This is a genomic window from Caproicibacter sp. BJN0012 (genome assembly GCF_035986805.1).
In the GTDB taxonomy this organism is placed as follows: domain Bacteria; phylum Bacillota; class Clostridia; order Oscillospirales; family Acutalibacteraceae; genus Caproicibacter.
Genome location: NZ_CP142518.1, coordinates 1,115,770 through 1,134,056 on the forward strand (window position 1 = coordinate 1,115,770; position 18,287 = coordinate 1,134,056).

General features: G+C 54.5%; 16 protein-coding genes. 11 read left to right on the forward strand and 5 right to left on the reverse strand.

Annotated features, from left to right (window positions below; genetic code table 11):
• Positions 1-6: 6 nt before the first annotated feature.
• The 6 genes from gltA to VA597_RS05435 all read left to right on the forward strand — a co-directional run bounded on the left by gltA (position 7) and on the right by VA597_RS05435 (position 6,982).
• On the forward strand, positions 7-1,398 hold the full coding sequence (gene gltA / locus VA597_RS05410; protein WP_326975464.1) for an NADPH-dependent glutamate synthase: 1,392 nt from the start codon (positions 7-9) through the stop codon (positions 1,396-1,398).
• A gap of 112 nt (positions 1,399-1,510) precedes the next feature.
• Positions 1,511-2,719 carry an MFS transporter gene (locus VA597_RS05415; RefSeq protein ID WP_326975465.1) on the forward strand — a complete coding sequence of 403 codons (1,209 nt, stop codon included), beginning with the start codon at positions 1,511-1,513 and terminating at the stop codon, positions 2,717-2,719.
• A 67-nt stretch (positions 2,720-2,786) separates the two neighbouring features.
• Positions 2,787-3,629, forward strand: coding sequence for an N-acyl homoserine lactonase family protein (locus tag VA597_RS05420; RefSeq protein ID WP_326975466.1), 843 nt, complete (start codon positions 2,787-2,789; stop codon positions 3,627-3,629).
• A gap of 38 nt (positions 3,630-3,667) precedes the next feature.
• Positions 3,668-4,213, forward strand: coding sequence for a DUF1097 domain-containing protein (locus VA597_RS05425; RefSeq protein ID WP_326975467.1), 546 nt, complete (start codon positions 3,668-3,670; stop codon positions 4,211-4,213).
• A 172-nt stretch (positions 4,214-4,385) separates the two neighbouring features.
• Complete coding sequence (locus VA597_RS05430) at positions 4,386-5,429, forward strand: NAD(P)H-dependent flavin oxidoreductase (protein WP_326975468.1); 1,044 nt, start codon at positions 4,386-4,388, stop codon at positions 5,427-5,429.
• 836 nt (positions 5,430-6,265) lie between these two features.
• A complete protein-coding gene (locus tag VA597_RS05435) occupies positions 6,266-6,982 on the forward strand; it encodes a TetR/AcrR family transcriptional regulator (RefSeq protein ID WP_326975469.1) in 717 nt (238 codons plus the stop codon).
• Between the two features lie 115 nt (positions 6,983-7,097).
• Here VA597_RS05435 and VA597_RS05440 read toward each other — a convergent pair whose 3' ends face one another.
• A complete protein-coding gene (locus tag VA597_RS05440; protein WP_326975470.1) occupies positions 7,098-7,418 on the reverse strand; it encodes a NifU family protein in 321 nt (106 codons plus the stop codon).
• A 535-nt stretch (positions 7,419-7,953) separates the two neighbouring features.
• On the opposite strand from VA597_RS05440, the gene VA597_RS05445 reads away from it, so the two are divergent.
• The 5 genes from VA597_RS05445 to VA597_RS05465 all read left to right on the forward strand — a co-directional run bounded on the left by VA597_RS05445 (position 7,954) and on the right by VA597_RS05465 (position 13,867).
• Complete coding sequence (locus tag VA597_RS05445) at positions 7,954-9,576, forward strand: 4-hydroxyphenylacetate 3-hydroxylase family protein (RefSeq protein WP_326975471.1); 1,623 nt, start codon at positions 7,954-7,956, stop codon at positions 9,574-9,576.
• A gap of 160 nt (positions 9,577-9,736) precedes the next feature.
• A complete protein-coding gene (locus tag VA597_RS05450) occupies positions 9,737-10,528 on the forward strand; it encodes an SDR family NAD(P)-dependent oxidoreductase (protein WP_326975472.1) in 792 nt (263 codons plus the stop codon).
• A 54-nt stretch (positions 10,529-10,582) separates the two neighbouring features.
• Entirely contained in the window at positions 10,583-11,869 is a 1,287-nt protein-coding gene (locus VA597_RS05455) for a CoA transferase (RefSeq protein ID WP_326975473.1), read from the forward strand.
• A 179-nt stretch (positions 11,870-12,048) separates the two neighbouring features.
• A complete protein-coding gene (locus VA597_RS05460; protein ID WP_326975474.1) occupies positions 12,049-12,873 on the forward strand; it encodes an SDR family NAD(P)-dependent oxidoreductase in 825 nt (274 codons plus the stop codon).
• A 46-nt stretch (positions 12,874-12,919) separates the two neighbouring features.
• Positions 12,920-13,867 (forward strand): 3-hydroxyacyl-CoA dehydrogenase family protein, encoded by a 948-nt coding sequence (locus VA597_RS05465; RefSeq protein WP_326975475.1) that lies wholly within the window; start codon positions 12,920-12,922, stop codon positions 13,865-13,867.
• Between the two features lie 294 nt (positions 13,868-14,161).
• Here the strand turns inward: VA597_RS05465 and VA597_RS05470 are convergent, their stop codons facing one another.
• The 4 genes from VA597_RS05470 to VA597_RS05485 form a co-directional block, all read right to left on the reverse strand.
• Entirely contained in the window at positions 14,162-15,052 is an 891-nt protein-coding gene (locus tag VA597_RS05470; RefSeq protein ID WP_326975476.1) for a class II fructose-bisphosphate aldolase, read from the reverse strand.
• Between the two features lie 26 nt (positions 15,053-15,078).
• Positions 15,079-15,846: an SDR family NAD(P)-dependent oxidoreductase gene (locus VA597_RS05475; protein ID WP_326975477.1), complete on the reverse strand. Its 768-nt coding sequence runs from the start codon at positions 15,844-15,846 to the stop codon at positions 15,079-15,081.
• A 29-nt stretch (positions 15,847-15,875) separates the two neighbouring features.
• Positions 15,876-16,934 (reverse strand): 2-hydroxyacid dehydrogenase, encoded by a 1,059-nt coding sequence (locus VA597_RS05480; RefSeq protein WP_326975479.1) that lies wholly within the window; start codon positions 16,932-16,934, stop codon positions 15,876-15,878.
• A gap of 62 nt (positions 16,935-16,996) precedes the next feature.
• Positions 16,997-18,256 (reverse strand): PTS galactitol transporter subunit IIC, encoded by a 1,260-nt coding sequence (locus VA597_RS05485; RefSeq protein ID WP_326975480.1) that lies wholly within the window; start codon positions 18,254-18,256, stop codon positions 16,997-16,999.
• Between the last annotated feature and the right edge of the window lie 31 nt (positions 18,257-18,287).

Below are 18,287 nucleotides of genomic sequence, written 5' to 3' on the forward strand. Positions count from 1 at the left end.
GCAGGCATGAAAAAACTGAAAATGCCCGTGCAGGACGCGCAGGTGAGAAAAAACAACTTCGATGAGGTCGCCACGGGCTATACCGCTGAAATGGCGGTCGAAGAGGCAAAAAGATGTCTGAACTGCAAAAACCGGCCCTGCGTGAGCGGCTGCCCCGTCGGCGTGAAAATCCCCGATTTCATCGCTCTGATCACAGAGGGCAGGTTTAAGGAGGCTTACCGGACGATCCGGGAAACCAACACGCTTCCCGCAGTGTGCGGCAGGGTATGCCCGCAGGAGTCACAGTGCGAGGGCCAATGCGTCAGGGGCGTGAAAGGGGAGCCGGTCGGGATCGGACGGCTCGAGCGTTTTGCGGCGGACTATCATATGGAACATACCGCCGATGCCGCTGCGGAAATCGGCCGGCGTGCCGAAGCGAACGGCCCCAAGGCGGCCGTCGTGGGGGCGGGGCCGTCCGGGCTGACGTGCGCGGGGGAACTGGCCAGGCTGGGATACGCGGTGACGGTCTTTGAAGCTCTCCACAAGCCGGGCGGCGTGCTGGTCTACGGGATCCCGGAATTCCGGCTTCCCAAAAAAATAGTCTCCGAGGAAATAGACGGCCTGAGACGGATGGGCGTCAGAATAGAGACCGATATCGTGATTGGGAAAACGCTTACGGTGGATGAACTGTTCGAGCAGGGATTCCAGGCGGTGTTCATCGGTTCCGGCGCCGGATTTCCCGCCTTTTTGAAGGTTGAGGGCGAGAACCTCAACGGAATTTATTCGGCGAACGAGTATCTCACCAGAATCAACCTCATGAAAGCCTATCGGGAGGAGTACGGAACCCCCGTTCTGAAAGGGAGGAGGGTGGCCGTGGTCGGCGGCGGAAACGTCGCAATGGATGCGGCGAGGAGCGCGCTGAGAATCGGGGCGGAAGAGGTGTCCGTACTGTATCGCCGCAGCAGAGAGGAAATGCCGGCCCGGCGCGAAGAGGTTGAGCACGCTTCGGAGGAAGGCGTAAAGTTCCGGATGCTGACAAATCCGGTGCGCTTCCTCGGGAACGACAAAGGCTGGCTCAAAGGCGCCGAGTGCGTCAAAATGGAATTGGGCGAACCCGACGCCTCGGGGCGCCGCCGTCCGATCGCACAGAAAGGGAGTGAGTTTGTACTGGATATTGACACTGCGGTCATCGCGGTGGGCACTTCTCCGAATCCTCTTATCCGCAAAACCACCAGGGGGATCAAGGTCAACGGGCGCGGCTGCATCATCGTCTCCGAGGAGACCGGAGAGACCAGCAGCCGGGGCGTCTTTGCCGGCGGCGACACGGTTACCGGCGCGGCCACCGTGATTCTCGCAATGGGGGCGGGTAAAAAAGCCGCGGCGGCAATGGATCGCTACATCAAAGAAAAGTCCGGCTGAGGTCCGCTTCCCAAAGCCGCCGTCCTTCGGCGCCAAAGGATCAGGATCGGCGCAATCGGCACAGCGTCGGCCGGCGAATCTGAAATTACAAATCGGAAAGGGAGTTATTTCAGTGACCGCGAAAGAAAAGAATGCGAACCGGATCGCCATAATTGCAGGGTCTTTTATGAATATGTCTTCCATGGTGATATCTGCAGTTCTGGCAAATATCAAGGCGGTTTTCCCGCAGGAAAGCGTGGGCACCGTTCAGATGGTCCTGACGATTCCAAGTTTGGTGGGAATGCTTTTTGCTTTTATCGCGGGCCCGATGTCCGTGAAAATTGCGAAAAAGCATCTGATCCTTGCGGGATTGTTTTTGGGGCTTGTGGGCGGAGCGCTCGGCTTTTTCTTTGGTCCCAAAAGCCTGATCGTCCTGTTTATCTCAAGCGCATTCATCGGGGTGAACCAGGGAATGAACGGTTCGGTGACCAAGGCGGTGGTTTCCGACCTCTTTTCCGCCCAGGAAAGGGACGACATGATGGGCTGGCAGCAGGCGGCGGCCACCGGTGGGACAATTATCCTGACCCTGTGCGCAGGTCTGCTTTCAGGCATCTCTTGGCAATGGTCTTACTTTATCATGATCCTGTTTATCCCGATGATCTTTTTGGTCCAGAAGAATCTGACTCCTATTGCTCCGGATTCCGCGGAGAAAGGCTCTAAAGCGGGGGAAGGAGGCAAACTGAACGGAGTGTGCGCCTTTGTGGCAATAACATCATTCTTCTGTTTTTTGTTTCTCTACTCATATCAGCTCAACGTGTCCCTGTACATTCAGACGAGCAAACTGGGAACTTCTGTTACCGTCGGATACGTTAACACCGTATTTCCGCTGGCGGGGATGCTGACAGCTTTTGTATATGGAAAAATCAAGCAAAGGCTGGGTGACAAGATTATGCAGACCGGAATGATAATGCTGGCGCTGGGTTTCCTGGGGATTAAGTTTGTGGGAACGCTTCCGGCTGTGTTTTTCGCAAGCTTTTGCACCGGAATCGCACAGGCTCTTATTATTCCGAGCGCGGTACTGATTGTATCCCAATATGCGCCTCCGTCTGTCAGAGCGACGGGAATCTCCCTTACTATGGGCCTTCTCAATTTGGGGATGTTTGTCAGCCCGTTCTTGATCAACAACATAGCCGCAGCCATGGGCGGGGACCAGGTCCAGGTAATCGCTTCCAAATATCTGATTTCTGCAATTGGCATGATCGTTCTGGCTGTGATTTATACCGTTTTGGGGCGTGTCCTCTTTCAAAAGAGAAATAACGAAAAAGTAGTTTCTGCGACATAATTCCGAATGGCAATTGTCGGGCGGCGTCTGATTCGAAAATTAATATTATAGGTAGGAGGATTTTACTATGGAAAAATATTCAATCCGCATCCTGGAATACGCAAACACGGACAAAGCGCCGGCGTCCGCTCAGATTGCAAGCGCCCACAACGCGGGGTTCATGAATCTGACGATGTCGTATTGTCTCGTGCAGGGCAGCGGCCACAGGATCCTGGTTGACTGCGGCGTCAACTATGACGAACCGGCGTCAAAGGCGATCTGCGAACTCTACGGTTTCCAGAACGTCCGGATGCCGAAGGATGTTTTGGCGAAAGTGGGCCTGGCGCCCGAGGACATCGATACGGTCATCCTCACGCATGGCCATTTCGACCACATGGGCGGGCTGAAGCTGTTCCCGAACGCGCATTTCTATATTCAGAAAGATGAAATCCTGAAATCGCTGGCCGCGCTGTCGCTGCCCGCAAAATTCAACCGCGCCAAAAATGCCTTTATCCCCTGCGATTTAAAGACCGCGTGCGACTTCATTTGCGACGGCAGGATGACGCTCGTCGACGGGGACCGGGAGCTCTTCGACGGAATCCGGGTCGTCTCACTCCCCATGGGACATTCCTACTGCGGGGAAATTATCCTGGTCCAGACGGAAGAAAACGGGAAGGCGGTCGAAAAGGTTTTAAGCGGCGACGTGGCCTATGTCTATGAAAACGTGCTCGGCGTCAACCGCGACGGAGTCTACGTCCCGTTTACCGCGGTCGGTTCCCCTCTCACCGTCATCGAGCAGATCGACAAGGCGTACGCGCTTGCGGGGCACGAAATCAAGAACCTGATTTTCAACCATGAAGTGCGGAATTACGAAACATACAAGTCTGTAAAATACGACGACGGGCTTCATGTCGCTACCGTCGTGGAGTAGAAGGAAAAATGGATCCATCATGAAAGGGGCGTGATTTTATGAACAAGGCCACATGGTTATACAGCCTCTGGGTTTCCGTCATGTGCGCGATCTTTTTCTTCCTTTACGGGTATACCGGCCTTTCAATCGGTTGGATGAGCTTTGTCGTTCTGGCGGTATACTTCGGGATGGGATCAAAGCTCAAGGACGTTCCCGCGTGTTTTTGCAGCATCGCCGCGGGCCTGATATGGGGACAGCTGAATTTCCTTTTCATCCGGTTTGAGTCCTCGATCGGGATTCCTTCCGCGGCCACGATGTTCATCGGTATAACCGTCATGACCACCATCACGATGGGACTGCATCTCACTGTGCTTGGGAAGACCCTTTTCAACAGACTGCCTTTTATCTTCGCGGCCGTCGCCCTGACGTTTTCTCAAAACGGTGGGAATGAGTTGGGGCTCGCCTGCACGCTGATGGGGGGTCTGCTGCTTGCCGGCGTGTGCAGTTTGGGTGAGAGTTTCATATTCGCCCATTACTCGAAGCCGAAGCCGGAGGATACGTCTGAGGATTCAGAGGGCGGCAAAGAAGCGGCAAATATCCCCTGAGGTGCGCTTTCGTGCGTAAAATCAGCAATGCCCCGGAATCGCCGCCGGGGCATTGCCAACATATGGCGCGGGTAAAAACGGGCCGAGATTCCATGCCGGAACCGCGGGGCTCAGCCGTCGCCTGAGGAAGAGAAGCGGCGGAGGGAACGGATGTTACGAAAGAGGATGGAACATGAAAACGAGACTGACCGAACTGATGGGAATCCAGTACCCGATTATTCAGGGCGGAATGCATCATTTCGGCGTACCGGCGCTGGCCGCCGCAGTGAGCAATGCGGGCGGGTGCGGCACGATCAACCGGTCCGTCTATGCCGGAAGCAAAGAATTCAGGAACGCGGTCCGGGAGATGAAGTCTTTGACGGACAAACCGTTTCTTGTAAACCTATCGCTGCTGCCGGACGTTTCCGTCGGGGAAAATGTTGGGGAAACGATCCGGATCTGCGGGGAAGAGGGCGTCAGGGCCATTGAAACGGCGGGAACAAATCCAAAGGAGCTGGTCCCTTATATCCACGGCGCTGGCATCCTCCACATCCATAAAGTCCCGGGGGCGAGATATGCGCTGAGCGCCGAGAAGGCTGGCTGTGACGCCGTTACGGTGGCGGGTTTTGAATGCGCCGGGCATCCCGGCGGGGATGAAATCGGCTCGCTGGTTCTGACCAACCGGGCGGTTCGAATCTGCCGGATCCCGGTCGTTGCCGCAGGCGGTTATGCGGATGGACGCGGGCTTGCGGCGGCGCTGGCACTGGGAGCGGAGGGCGTCGTCATGGGAACCCGTTTTCTCGCTACAAAGGAATGCACGGCCCATGCCAATTTCAAAGCGTGGATTGTGCAGGCGTCTGAAAACGATACGCTGTTATGCCAGAAATCGGTTCACAACCTGATGCGCGTGGCGAACAACGAATGCGCCAGAAGGTGCCTGCGGCTGGAACGGGAGCCGGACGCCGCGCCCGGAAAACTGATGTCGGCCCTTTCCGGGGGGCGCGCTTCCGCCGCATACGAAGACGGCGATGTCGACGGAATTTTGTTCCCCGTCGGCAGCGCGGTCGGACTGATTCACGATATCCCGTCCGTAAAAGATATGATCGACGGCATCATGCGGGAATATGGGGACGCCCTTGACAGAATGCTCCAGCTGGCCTGCGGCGATTCCGGAACGAAAGAGTGGGCGCCGGCGGGGACGGCGCCTCGCGTGGAGCGTGGCGGCGAATCGCGCTGAAAGCAGCCCGGCTGATTCCTGCAAAGAGGGGGACTTACAGTCCCAGTTTTTTATATGCGAAAACCCCACGTTAAACGCGGGGTTCCATGGAGCTTTTAGCGATGAGTAAGGATTCAGCGGCCCGGTTTATCCCCGACTCTTCCCGTTCTCTCATGAGCGAAATAGGCAGCTTTCGTAAAACGGGAGGGGGGAGGGGCAGGGGTGAGAAGTACCGTTGCACGTGACAGGAGCTTAAGATGCCTTGAGACGCGGCCAGTGCCATAGGGCTTTGCCCGCATAACAACCACCGGCTTGGCCGGGGGTTGTTTTTGTCTGCACCGGAAATCCCGTGCCGCAGGACGAATTCGCACTCCAGGTATTCATTTAGTACATTTAAACCAATATTAGATTCTGGTTCGCATGTTCGATTGTGTTTTATCAAAGGCTGAAGGTGGAAATTCCGGTTTTTTTCTCCCCCGGTTTCCGAAAGATTCTTTGATTTCGGAGAAGAAGTCACGAATAATTGGATCTTGGCACAAAAATTGTCTAAATATGTTATTTATTTTATTTACTTAAAAATTTTGAATTCCTGAAGAAAAACATCCCTGAATGACATGTATTTTGGAATCGATATATTAGTTCGGGCAAATGAAAAATTTTGTTTTTCCCTTGCAATCGTGCATTTTTTCGTATATCCTTATAAATGTGAATGCAGTCAGAAAGTGCATGCGGAAGCATCCCTGTTTCCGCGCAGAAAACCGTGCCGCCACCTTTTCCAGTGCGCGGCATCCGCTTCTTTGTCTGCGTCGAAAGCTCCTGTGGAGCCGAATATCTTTATTTGTGATGGGATTGAAAAAATGAAAAGCGCAAAGGAAGAACAAAACCGCATCCGGACAAAAAACACAAAAGGAGAAAAGACCCGCATCCGAATCTTAGGCGCTGCGAAAAAACTCTTCGGCACAAAAACGTACGACTATGTCACCACCAGGATGATCGCCCAGGAGGCGCACTGTAGTCAGTCTGCCATTTCCTTTTACTTTGTGACAAAAGAAAATCTCTGCACCGCCGTGATTCAGGATATTCTGAAGTACCATGAACTTTATTACACACCGATCGCCAAATCGGTGGAAGAATGTGTCGCACAGGGCAACCTGACACCAGAACATGCGTTCGGATACCTTCAGGAATATCTGCATACGCAGATGGAAATCGCGTTCGATCCGCGGAACCGCTGTGCGATCAGCTTTTCCGTCAACGGGCAGGCTCTGCCCGACGGGCTTGCCGATCCGTTGGACGCAAGCGTCCTGAAGAACGTCACCTATCCGATGGCCCGGCTTCTCACCGCATACACGGATATTTCAATGCCGAAAGCGATTGTATTCAGCCAGACTCTGAGCAACTGCATCATCTGTTACCCGTTTGCGGGCCCCGATGTTCAGCCCGAACTGATTAAAATGAACGGAGGGTCCCCGGAGGATGAGGGGGACATCCGGCTCGCCTCGAGAGAGGGCCAGCAATATCTGCTGGATTTCTGCCTGCAGATGATACGTTCCCTGCGGCCTCCCGTGGAATGAGGGCGGCGGGGCGCCGCGTGTGTCTTGTTTATACGAAAGCAGGCCAATGCCATTTTTCCGGTGGCATTGGCCTGTTTTTTAATGCCACTGCCGGCCGGAAGTTTCCTTCCCTCATCTATGGCTCAGTCCCTTCCGTGCCCGGCCTCTCGCGGTGCTCCATCAGTTTCATCGCTTCGGCCAGTATTTCGTCGCTTATGCCGGAATCAATTTCGACCCCCTTGATCTGAGGGATATGGCTCATCACCTCCTTTTCGAGAAGCTCTTTCAAGGTATCCTCGGCGGAGGGGCATCCGGAGCACTCGCCCTGCATTTCGACCCACAGGATCCCCTCTTCGTCCAGATCCAGAGCCTCCACGTCTCCGCCGTGCGGTCGGAGTCGGGGCCGCACCAGTAAATTCAGCACCGCCTCAATATCTTTGCGCAGTTCTTCATCCATCCCCATGTTCCTCCTCTTGTGGCAGCTGAACCTCTTCCCCCGCCAAAACGGTCCGGCGCGACCGCCGGAAGCGCGCGGACAAAGCGTGCTTTTTTAAGATCTAAAATATATATCATTCAATTAATTATATCAATTGAACTGTTAAATTGAAAAATTCAAATAATATTGATATTGCCTAAAAGATTACGATAATAGAACTATTTATTGATTTAAATATATAACATTTCCGCCGTTTTATCAAGAGAAGTCAATACATCGTTTTTAAAATCTCCGTTATATACAGTCGTTCATATTTAAATTTATTGCAAATGACCAAAAATGATTTTACCTGTTGACGAATGGTTGTGCAGGCCTTAATATGGAATTAGAACCAGTCGGGCTTGCGGCGCAAAATCACGGAAAAAGAAATTTGACAGGCGGATTTGAACGGGATTCTGCACATGCCGGGGCGGCTGGCCATCTGTCCTCCCCTTGCGAAGAGGAGAAGAAACGTACGGATCAGATTCAAGTTTTAATGAGGAAAGGATTGAGAATTATGGCAGTCGGTACTTATGAGCAATACAAAGAGCGGCTTCTGAAAATGAAGCCAAACGTATACCTGAACGGGAAACGTGTGGACCGTTCCAACGGGAAGCAGGGGGCGGAGCGCGATGTGGCGGACTGGATCAAAGGCGGTACATACGTGATAAAACAGTGCTACGATGTCGCGAACGACCCGCGCTACGCGGACGTGTGCGTGACGAAATCGCACCTCACGGGCGAAACCATCAACCGTGCCACCCACATCCACCACAGCAAGGAGGACCTCCTCAAAAAGCAGCTGATGACCCGCCTGATCTGCCATCATGTGGGCGGATGCATGCAGCGCTGCATGGGATCGGACGCTTTGAACGCGCTGTTTTCCGCCACCTACGACTGCGACGAGGCGTGCGGGACCGAGTATCACAAGCGCCTGCTCAAGTATATTGAATATTGCCAGAAATACGATCTGATCTGCAACTGCGCCCAGACGGATGTGAAGGGTTCCCGCAACTCGAAATACAAACGCGCGCATATGCAGCCGGATCCGGATTCCTTCGTCCATGTGGTCGAGACGGACGTGGACGGCGTCGGCGTGGACGGCAAGCCCTGCAAGGGCATCATTGTCCGAGGCGCCAAGATCTGTAATTCGATCGCACCATACGCGGATGAGATCATCGTCAACCCCACCAAGTTCATGAACCAGGAGGACAGCGACTACGCGGTGGCTTTCGCGCTGCCCGGCGACTGGGACGGCATCAAGCTGATGGCACTTCCGGGCCTGCATCATAAGCGGACCCGCCTCGACGCGCCCTACGCCCAGATCGGCGATGTTGAGAGCCTGACAATCTTCGACGACTGCTTTGTCCCATACGACCGCGTGTTCATGTGCGGGCGCGACAACGAGGGCGTGGCCCGCTATGCCGGCTATCTGGCCCTGATGTTCGCGCATTATCACCGCCATTCCTATACGGGCTGCAAAACCGCGGTCTCCGAAGTGATTGCCTCCCAGGCCGCTCTGGTCGCGGATGTCAACGACATCGCCAAGGAATCCCATGTCCGCGAAAAGATCTGCGACATCATCCAGACCGCCGAGTTGGTTTTTGCCGCCGGAGAAGCGTCTGCACATCACGCGGTGGAATTCCCGTCCGGCCAGTGGGTGCCCGACGAGGTCCTGACAAATGCCGGCCGCCGTTTGGCCGGCCACAACATGTACCGCGAGGTCGAGATCCTGGCGGATCTGACGGGCGGCGTGTGCGCGTCGCTCCCGACGGAAGAGAGCTTTTACGACCCGGAGACTGCGGACCTGTGCAACAAGTATATCCGCAGGAACCCGGCATACAGCGCGGAGGACACGCACCGCGTCATGCGCATGATGGAGAATAAGCTGTGCGACTCTTTCGAGGCCGCGCAGGCGGTCGCCGGCGTGCACGGCGGCGGTTCGCCTCTGATGGAGACGATCACGCTGATGAGCCGGTATCCTCTTGAGGATCTGAAGAAGATCGCGAAATATCTGGCGGGGCTGGAGGGCTACGAGGAGTGCCCGCGCTATGAGCGCAGTGCCCATACGGCCACGCCGCGCGCCATGCTGGCGAAGTTCGACGCCGCGGCCGCCGCCAAGAAGCCGGAGGCCAAGTAATCGTTAAAGAACATCCGGGAAAGTTCCGTGCCCGCGGTTTCGAGTTTGCCGTCTTTTCTGCCGCAGCCATGCTTTGGGAAGCAGCCGCCGGCTTTCCGGACCGTTAAGCACGGGAATCCCGTCCGTTCCGAATTATTTTTTATAAAGGAGGAAGCGCAATATGGACCCGAACACAAAGCTGCCGTTTGCAATGCCGAATTATGATCTTACGGGCAAGGTCGCGATCGTGACCGGGGGAACCAAAGGCATCGGCTACGGCGTGGTGATGACGCTGGCGTATTACGGTGCGAAGGTGGTCGTCACCAGCAGACATCAGGATGACTGCGACAACGTGGCGAAAGAGGTCACCGCATTGGGGGGGAACGCGGTCGGAATCAAAACGGATGTCCGCTCCAAGGCGGAAATCGACAATCTGGTGGCCGGAACCGTGGAGAAATACGGGAAGCTGGACATCATGGTGAACAACGCCGGAGTGGCTATTACCAAACCGATGCTCGAAATGAGCGAGGAAGAGTACAACACCGTGTTGGATTCCAATTTGAGGAGCGTGTATTTCGGTTCTGCCGCCGCTGCCAAGGAAATGATCAAACAGGGCCACGGCGGGCGGATTATCAACATGGCTTCGATCGGCGGATTGATCGGAACCAAGAATATATCGACGTACGGGGCTTCAAAGGCCGCCGTGCTGAACCTGACCAAAGGAATGGCGATCGAATTCGGAAAATACAACATTACGGTCAACTCGGTCTGCCCCGGCTATGTAAAAACGGCGCTGAACGCCGAGGTGCTGGATAATCCCAAATATCAGGAAAAAATGTTCCACAAGATTCCTCTGAAGAGATGGGGCACAATTCCAGAGGTCGCAGCCATTGTGCTGTTCCTGGCCTCGGATTTTTCCGGGATCATGACGGGGTCGTATCTCGTGGCCGATATGGGCACCACCTGCGGCTGATGCGCGGCCCGCAAATTTGCGTGAGACAACAATATCTGAAGGAGGAATTGAATCGTGGATCGATGGGAAAAAATCGAACGGAAGCCGGCCCCCTGCCTGATTCCGCGTTTTGGGCCGCTCAGCGGCATCCGGGTTTTGCTGAACGGGACGGTTGTGGCGGCGCCTTTCGCCGCGACGATGATGAGCGACTTCGGCGCTGAGGTTATCGCGCTGGAGCGCCCGAAAATCGGGGGAGATCCGGCCAGGCACCAGAAACCGCAGATCGCATACGGCGGGAAATCCATCAGCGGTTCGTGGATGCAGAATGCGAGAAACAAACTTAGCTTTTCGCTGGAAACCAATCTGAACATCCCCGAGTCGAGGGATATCTTCTTATCCCTGATCAAGAATTCGGATGTCTGGATCGAAAACATCGTATGGATCGACAAGCTCGGCATCAGCGACGAGCTGCTGTTGCAGGTGAACCCCAAGCTGGTGATCTGCCATATCAGCGGCTACGGAACGCCGGCCTTCGGCGGCGAGCAGAAGCACATCAACCGGCCGGGATACGACCCGCTCGGGCAGGCCGAATCCGGATGGGGCCTGCTGCAGGGCTGGCCGGACCGCGAGCCGTACTATGCGCAGCAGTACATCGGGGACTATCTCAACGGATTGTTCGCCGTCAACGGCATTTTAATGGCCTATATGAGCGCGCAGAAGACCGGAAAGGGGCAGAGCATCGATGTCAGCCTGACCGAAGGCTGGATGAGGGTCATGGACGACAACTTTACGCTCTGGACCCAGATGAAAAAGCTCAAAAAAAGGCAGGGCATCAAGCAGACGGAGTATCAGCCCGGCGGAATCTTTCCGACGAAAGACGGCAAATACATCAATCTGGGCTCCTATGGAAAAACCGCGTATCTGAAGGTTCTCAAGGGATTTGGGATCGACGCCGAAAAATTCAGCTATGAAAAAGCCGGAGGCAGCGCCGAGGCCGTGGCCAGCCCTCTGGGAAGGGAACTGGACGCCACCTTTCAGAAGTTTTTCCTGGAGCATACCGCCGACGAAGCGCTGGAAATCTGCATAGAGAACAAGATCGGCGCTGCCGTGGTCAGGGATGCCGGAGACGTCTGCGAGCAGACCCACTGGAAGAAGCGGGGCGACTGGGTCACTTACAGGGACGAAACCCTGCAAAAAGATATCGAGGCTTTCGGCTTCGCCCCCAAAATGTCGGCGACTCCCGGCATGGTCTGGCGCGGCGCTCCGACACTGGGCGAGGATACGGAAAAGGTGCTCTCCAAGCTGCTGGATTACAGCCCCGAGGAGATCGGGGCGCTCAGGGGCAAGGGCGTGATCGATTAGTCTCTGTCTAAAACCGGGACAGGGGAGAGTCCTACGGACTTTGTGCCGGGTGAAGCGAACGTCCGGCAAAATGAGTTCCCGGGAGGGAAATCCGGCGCGGGCTCCAGGCGGGCAAAGATTGTTCCGAATTTTCAGACAGGATCAATCTATATTGACATGAAACGGAAGGAGTGTGTGAAATGGGTGTTTTAACGGGGAAAAATGCGATCGTGACAGGCGCGGCGAGAGGGCTCGGCAGAGAATATGCGCTGAGGCTCGCTTCTCTGGGCGCGAACGTGGGCGTGATCGACATCAACCTGAAATCCTTTGAGGAATACGAGGCGGAAAAAGCCCTTCTGACAGCCTCAACGGTCATGGACGAAATCCAGGCGCTGGGGGTCAAATCGGTGGGAGCCACAGCGGACATCCGCAAAAGGGAAGAGGTCTTCGCGGCGGTCGAAGAGATCGCCGGAAAGCTGGGAGACATCTCCATCTGCGTCTGCAACGCCGGCGGCGGCATGGGTCCGATGGACGGGAACAAGGCCTCGCAACTGAATTGGGACCAGTTCCACGCCGTCGTGGAGAGAAATTTCTTCGGGACCGTGTACACCTGCAACGCCGTGGCGCCAATGATGAAAAAGAACAAATACGGCAAGATCGTCACCGTGGCTTCCGTGGGAGGCCTGACCGCCGCCAGCGACGGCAGCTATGCGCACTACGCTTCCTCGAAGGCCGCCATCATCCAGTACACCAAGATGCTTGCCCAGGAGCTCGGCCCCTACAACATCACCTGCAACGTCGTTGCACCCGGTTTTATCTCGACCGCGAGGCTGGTCGCGGGTTACAAGAGCGTTGGGGAGGATAAGTTCACCCGCAATATCGCCATGGGCCGTTTCGGAACAACCAAGGACTGCGCGAACGCGGTGGAATTCCTCACGACGGACCTGTCCTCCTATGTGAGCGGCGCCGTTCTGGAAGTGACGGGCGGCACGGTTGGGCGCATCCTGATGAACCAGAAGTACTGAAATCCTGGCTTTGACCGTCAATATTTTTTGAAAGTGGGGATTTGCTTTGAATAAGTGGAATGTCCTGATGGTCGGCGCGGGAACGATGGGGCGCGGGATCGCCGAGGTCTTTGCCGCGAAGGGGATCGGCATCACTCTTTACGATGCTTTCCCGGAGCAGTTGCCCAAAGCGAGGGAAACGATCCGGTCGGATATGGCTTATTACGCGCAGGAGGGGATCGTTTCGCCCGATGAGATCCTGAATACCGATAAATTCATTTCCTATGAGGAACACCTGGAAGAAATAGCTCCGAAAGTCAACCTGGTGATCGAAGGCGTATTTGAAAAAGCCGATGTCAAGAGGGATATTTTCGACAAACTGAACAGCTTATGCACACCGGACTGCATCTTTTGCAGCAATACCTCAGCTTCCAATATCTTTGAAATCGCGAAGATCAGCCATCCGGAGCGTCTGCTGATCACACATTTCTTCAATCCGCCGTATGTCATGCCGTTGGTGGAAGTCGTCATGGGACCGAAAACATCTTCCCAGACCGTTGAGGAGGTCCGCAATGTGTTGAGTTACGTGGGCAAAGAGCCCGCCGTGATCAAAAAATACATACCGGGCTTTATCGTGAACCGACTCGATAACGTGCTTTCCAGAGAAATCGCCTACATGATCACGGAGGGATGGACGACCGCTGAGGACGTGGAGCGCGCGATCCGCTATACGAGCGGGGTCCGGTACTGCTTCGAGGGCCCGCTGTCGCTGCACGACGTTGTGGGCTGGGATCTGACCACCAGCGTTTCCCGGGACGTTTTTAAGACCCTGTGCAACGATACCGGCGGAGACCGGCTGGGAGAACGGCTGGTCAAAGAGGGCCGCTTCGGTCTGAAAACGAAAAAGGGCTGCTATGATTATGCCGGCGTCGACGCTCGTGAATTCATGAACAAAAGAGCCCACAGAATCATCAAGATGCTGAAAGCAATCCGCGCTTTGGACGATCCGGAGTAATCCGCCTGTAGGGGTGGAGCCTGCCGCATCAATCAAAGGACGGGGGCCGCCTCCGAGATTTCTTTTCCTCAAAGATGCCGAAACAGGCACGCAAAACGTGCCTGTCGGAGCGGCTTTGGGGAAATTTTGTTCTCATCGGGTTTCCCCGACGAGGGGAAGTTTTCAAACCGCACTGGGATGTCGTGCCGCTCCTGCGCGATTTTCAGGTCGTCCCAGCCGCAGGCCGTTAGGTGAAACCGTATTTTACAACAGTCTCACATAAGGCAAAAAAAGGCGGAACGGGATCCACAGCGATTAAATCCGGTTGTTGGAGCCAAGCAGTAAAATCTTCTTTTTTACGACCTCTTTCATGGCCGCGATGGGGCGTTTGTTTGCCGTGCTTACCCAGATGGTCATGTTTTCGGTCTCGTTCAGTTCCTGTTTCATGGCCGAGTAGAAAGCGGCCAGGAGTTCCGAATAGATATTCAGTTTGCAGATTCCGAGAGAAACGGCACGGCGGATCTGATCGTCAGGGGTTCCGGAACCGCCGTGCATCACCATCGGGATCGGAGAAAGGCTGTTCAGCTTTTCCAGGCGTTCAAAATGCAGCTTTGGCGGATGAACATAAACGCCGTGCGACGTTCCGACGGCGACTGCCAAAGCATCGACTTCCGTCTCCTGAATAAAGTGGATCATGTCGGCGGGATCGGTCAGAAAATCCTCAGGGTTGTCGAATGAAGAGGATTTGCTCTTTTTCACGTTTTCCTCGGAATCGCCGACGATCCCGTTTCCGACATGGCCGAGTTCCGCTTCCACGGAAACGTTGAATTTGTGCGCGTATTCCACAACCTGTTTTGTTATTTTGATATTGTCCGCTATCGGGAGTGTGGACCCGTCGAACATTACGGAAGAAAATCCGCTGTCCACGCACTTTTTAATGAAGTTCAGATCGGTGGCGTGATCCAGATGAATGCAGACCGGAACGGCTGCCTTTTTGGCCATGGCTTTCAGGCCCTCGATCCAGCAGCCGAGTTTATCGCCCCCCAGATCCACAGTCAGACCCATCAGGATAACGGGCGATTTCAGTTCCTGTGCGACGTCGAGCACGGCAAGTGCCATGTCATGGTTACTCACGTCAAAGGCCCCGACTCCGTATTTGTTTTTTCTGGCATCGTCCAGAATGCCGTTCAGATTGACAAGAGACATAATTGAAATACCTCCTAAAATATTTATTATCGCATCAACATGCCGCCGGAAACGTCGATTGTGGCGCCAGTGATGTAGTCGGCCTTATTGGAAGCGAGAAACACCACTGGGTAGGCAACCTCGCGAGGCTCTGCAATCCGTCCCAGCGGAATTCTGCCTTTGTAATATTCTTCGCCGTTGCCGGTGAAGAGGGCGTCCGTCATCATGGGAGTCCTCACGATCCCGGGGGCCACACAGTTGCAGTTGATCCCATATGGGGCGACTTCTCTCGCGAGAGAGACCGTAAAAATAACCAGCCCGCCTTTGGCTGCGGCATAATGCGAATGACCGGTGGTCGATCCGTGAAAGGCGGCCTGCGAAACGATGTTGACGATTTTGCCCCTGCTTTTCCTGCCGAGCAGATGATTCACCATTTTTTTGCAAAGCAGGAACGGAGCTTCCAAATCGACAGCCATTGTTTTTTCAAAATCTTCTTTCGGCATATCTTTGATATAGGAAGAAAGCCATATCCCGGCGTTGTTTATCAGAATATCAATTTTTCCAAGAGCTTCGCAGGACAAGTCGAAAAGGGACTTCACGTCGTCTTTCTTTGAGACGTCCGCTTTTATGGCAACGCATTTTAGACCAAAGCGGCGGTTAATGCCTTCAATCCATTCCTTCGTTTCCTGTTCCTTTGAACGGTAACCTGCCGCCACATGGACTCCTTCGGAGGCAAGAGCTTCCGTAATGGCTCTTCCCAGCCCGCCGCTTCCGCCTGTGACCAGCGCACATTTGTTTTTTAAGTTCAAGTCCAAATCCGTCCCTCCGTATCCCGGGGTCCTGTTTATTTACCGCTGCCAAACTGCTCTTGATAAACCTCCGGGTTCAGCACGAAGCGGGAATCGGTCCCCTCCAGCAGCTTGATCATTTCTGCTGCCAGCAGGCGGGGAGAACTGATAAAGGCGTCGCGTGTTCCTCCGGCAAGATGCGGTGTAACGGTGACGTTGCCGAGCATGACGAGCGGATCATTTTTGCGCGGAGGTTCCTCACGGAAGACGTCGATGGCGGCTCCCATAATTTTTTTTGAGCTCAAGGCTTCGTAGAGGGCATTTTCGTCGACGAGGCCCGAGCGGGCCGTGTTGATGAGATAAGCGCCCGGCTTCATCAGGCTTAGCATATGGGCGCTGATCAGGTGTTCCGTTTCTGTTGTGAGGCGGGCGTGAAGCGTGATGAAATCGGAGACCTGCATCAGCTTTTCCAGAGAGACCATCTCGACATTTCCCGGTCCCGTTTTCACAAACGGATCATACGCCACGATCTTCATATCGAACGCAGAAAGCCTTTTGGCCACCCTCCTTCCGATTTCACCCAGGCCGACAATCCCCGCGACCTTGTCGGCAAGATCGGGGACGCTGTCTTTGTTGACATAATCGCGGACCCATTTCCCTTTTTTCAGGTTCATGTGGCTCTTTGCGATGTTGCGGCACTCGGCAATCAGCATACCGACGGTAAAATCTGCGACGGCATTTGCGTTGCGCCCCGGAGTATGGAAAACGGCGACTCCCCTTTTGCTGGCATAGTCCAAGTTGACGTTCTCCGTACCGCCCCTAAGGACGCCGACTGCTTTCAGGCGTTTGCAGGCGTCGAGCACTTGGCGGTTGATCGGGCAGAATTGCGTAATCATGATATCGGCGTCTTTGACTGCGTCGAGAATATAGTCAGGGACCTGGTAGGCCTCGCTTCCTTTTGTCTCAATCAGGAGATTGATATTCTGCAGTTCTTCGAAGTCTTTCATTTTCCATTCGATTGTTTTGAGTGTGACCCCCGCTTTTTCAAAGTTGGAAAAACCCTGGCGGATAAATGTCTCCGGGATCAGCAAATCTCCGATACCGACTAGATTCAAAGTTCAGACTTCCTTTCAAAATTAAGACTTTAGTATGTATAAAAAGCATGGATGCTCTTCTATCAATGGAACAATTTGGCGATTTCAATCAGGATCCAGCCGAACGGAGCATCGTACGGGGAGACCAAGTTGCCGATTTCAGTTCCGTTGGCGCTTGCGGGCAGAGTGACTCCGGATAGCGTCGCCGCTTTCGTAAACATCGGGGCAAGCACGGTGCCGCCGTACAAAGCGATGGTAACGACGAAGAGGCCGGTGACGAAAATGCGGAACATATTCTTTTTGCAGAACGGTGCGACCATGGAGATGAGGAAAACGATGGAGCCGAGATCCGTAAAGGGCAGCATTTTGTTGCCGGGAAGAATCATGGCAAGCAGAAGCGTGCAGGGAATCAAAAGGAGTCCGGTAGCCAGAATGGTCGGCTCGCCGATCAGCAGAGCCGTATCCATGCCGATGTAAAATTCACGATTCGGGAAGTGCTTCTTCAGCTTTGCTTCGGCGGCCTCCCGGACGATATTGACGCCCTCTATCACGACGCCGACCATATATGGAAGAAGCTTCATGACCGCAGCCATTTCAACTGCAAGCAGGATCACATGGCCGGCGTCCCAGCCGGCCAAAATGCCGAGAAGGGCGCCTAGAACTGACGAGAGGACAAGAGAGTCCCCCAGGATGCCGAGTTTGTTGCTGATCTTTTCCGGGTTAAGGTCGATTTTGTTCAATCCGGGAGTTTTTTCAATTAGAAAATTTACAATGATCCCCACGGGAACATAAGCGGAACAGGTGGCGTGCGGAAACGCGACGCCTTTCATGTCGTAGCATTCCTGAATCTTCGGCGCAGTCCAGTCGCCGACTTTCAATGCAAGGACGAAAAGGATCAGACTGGTTGCAATCGAGACGACCATATTGCCGGTCGTGGCGTAAATCATGCAGCCGGGCATCAGCAGCAGCCAGAAATTGAAGATATCCAGATTGACGATCTTTGTCAGGTTCAGGACCAGCATCAGGATATCGATGGCGATTGCGCCGATGACCACGAAGGGGACAAGCGACGACGACCACGCGATCTGGGAGGCGGTCGGCCAGCCGACATCCAGTACGGTAAGCTTCAGGTGGAACCTTGTCACCATGTCCTGCGCGGCGGGTCCCACACTGTTGAGCAGCAGATTGACAATCAGGTTGATTCCTTCAAAGCCGATGCCGACCAGCATGGCGCTTTTGAAGGCTTTGCCGGGCTTCACCCCGAAAATCAAGGCCAGAATGAAGAATATGATCGGCATCATTCCCGGGGCGCCAAGTTTGATAATTTGGTTAAACCATTCCATACAACGTCCTCCTTTAATTTCAAGTTCTCTG

Excerpts from the sequence above, each read along its gene's own strand:
- gltA (WP_326975464.1), top strand. The coding sequence starts at position 7 with ATGAAAAAACTGAAAATGCCCGTGCAGGACGCGCAGGTGAGAAAAAAC.
- VA597_RS05420 (WP_326975466.1), top strand. The coding sequence starts at position 2,787 with ATGGAAAAATATTCAATCCGCATCCTGGAATACGCAAACACGGACAAA.
- VA597_RS05425 (WP_326975467.1), top strand. The coding sequence starts at position 3,668 with ATGAACAAGGCCACATGGTTATACAGCCTCTGGGTTTCCGTCATGTGC.
- VA597_RS05430 (WP_326975468.1), top strand. The coding sequence starts at position 4,386 with ATGAAAACGAGACTGACCGAACTGATGGGAATCCAGTACCCGATTATT.
- VA597_RS05435 (WP_326975469.1), top strand. The coding sequence starts at position 6,266 with ATGAAAAGCGCAAAGGAAGAACAAAACCGCATCCGGACAAAAAACACA.
- VA597_RS05440 (WP_326975470.1), bottom strand. The coding sequence starts at position 7,418 with ATGGATGAAGAACTGCGCAAAGATATTGAGGCGGTGCTGAATTTACTG.
- VA597_RS05445 (WP_326975471.1), top strand. The coding sequence starts at position 7,954 with ATGGCAGTCGGTACTTATGAGCAATACAAAGAGCGGCTTCTGAAAATG.
- VA597_RS05450 (WP_326975472.1), top strand. The coding sequence starts at position 9,737 with ATGGACCCGAACACAAAGCTGCCGTTTGCAATGCCGAATTATGATCTT.
- VA597_RS05460 (WP_326975474.1), top strand. The coding sequence starts at position 12,049 with ATGGGTGTTTTAACGGGGAAAAATGCGATCGTGACAGGCGCGGCGAGA.
- VA597_RS05470 (WP_326975476.1), bottom strand. The coding sequence starts at position 15,052 with ATGTCTCTTGTCAATCTGAACGGCATTCTGGACGATGCCAGAAAAAAC.
- VA597_RS05485 (WP_326975480.1), bottom strand. The coding sequence starts at position 18,256 with ATGGAATGGTTTAACCAAATTATCAAACTTGGCGCCCCGGGAATGATG.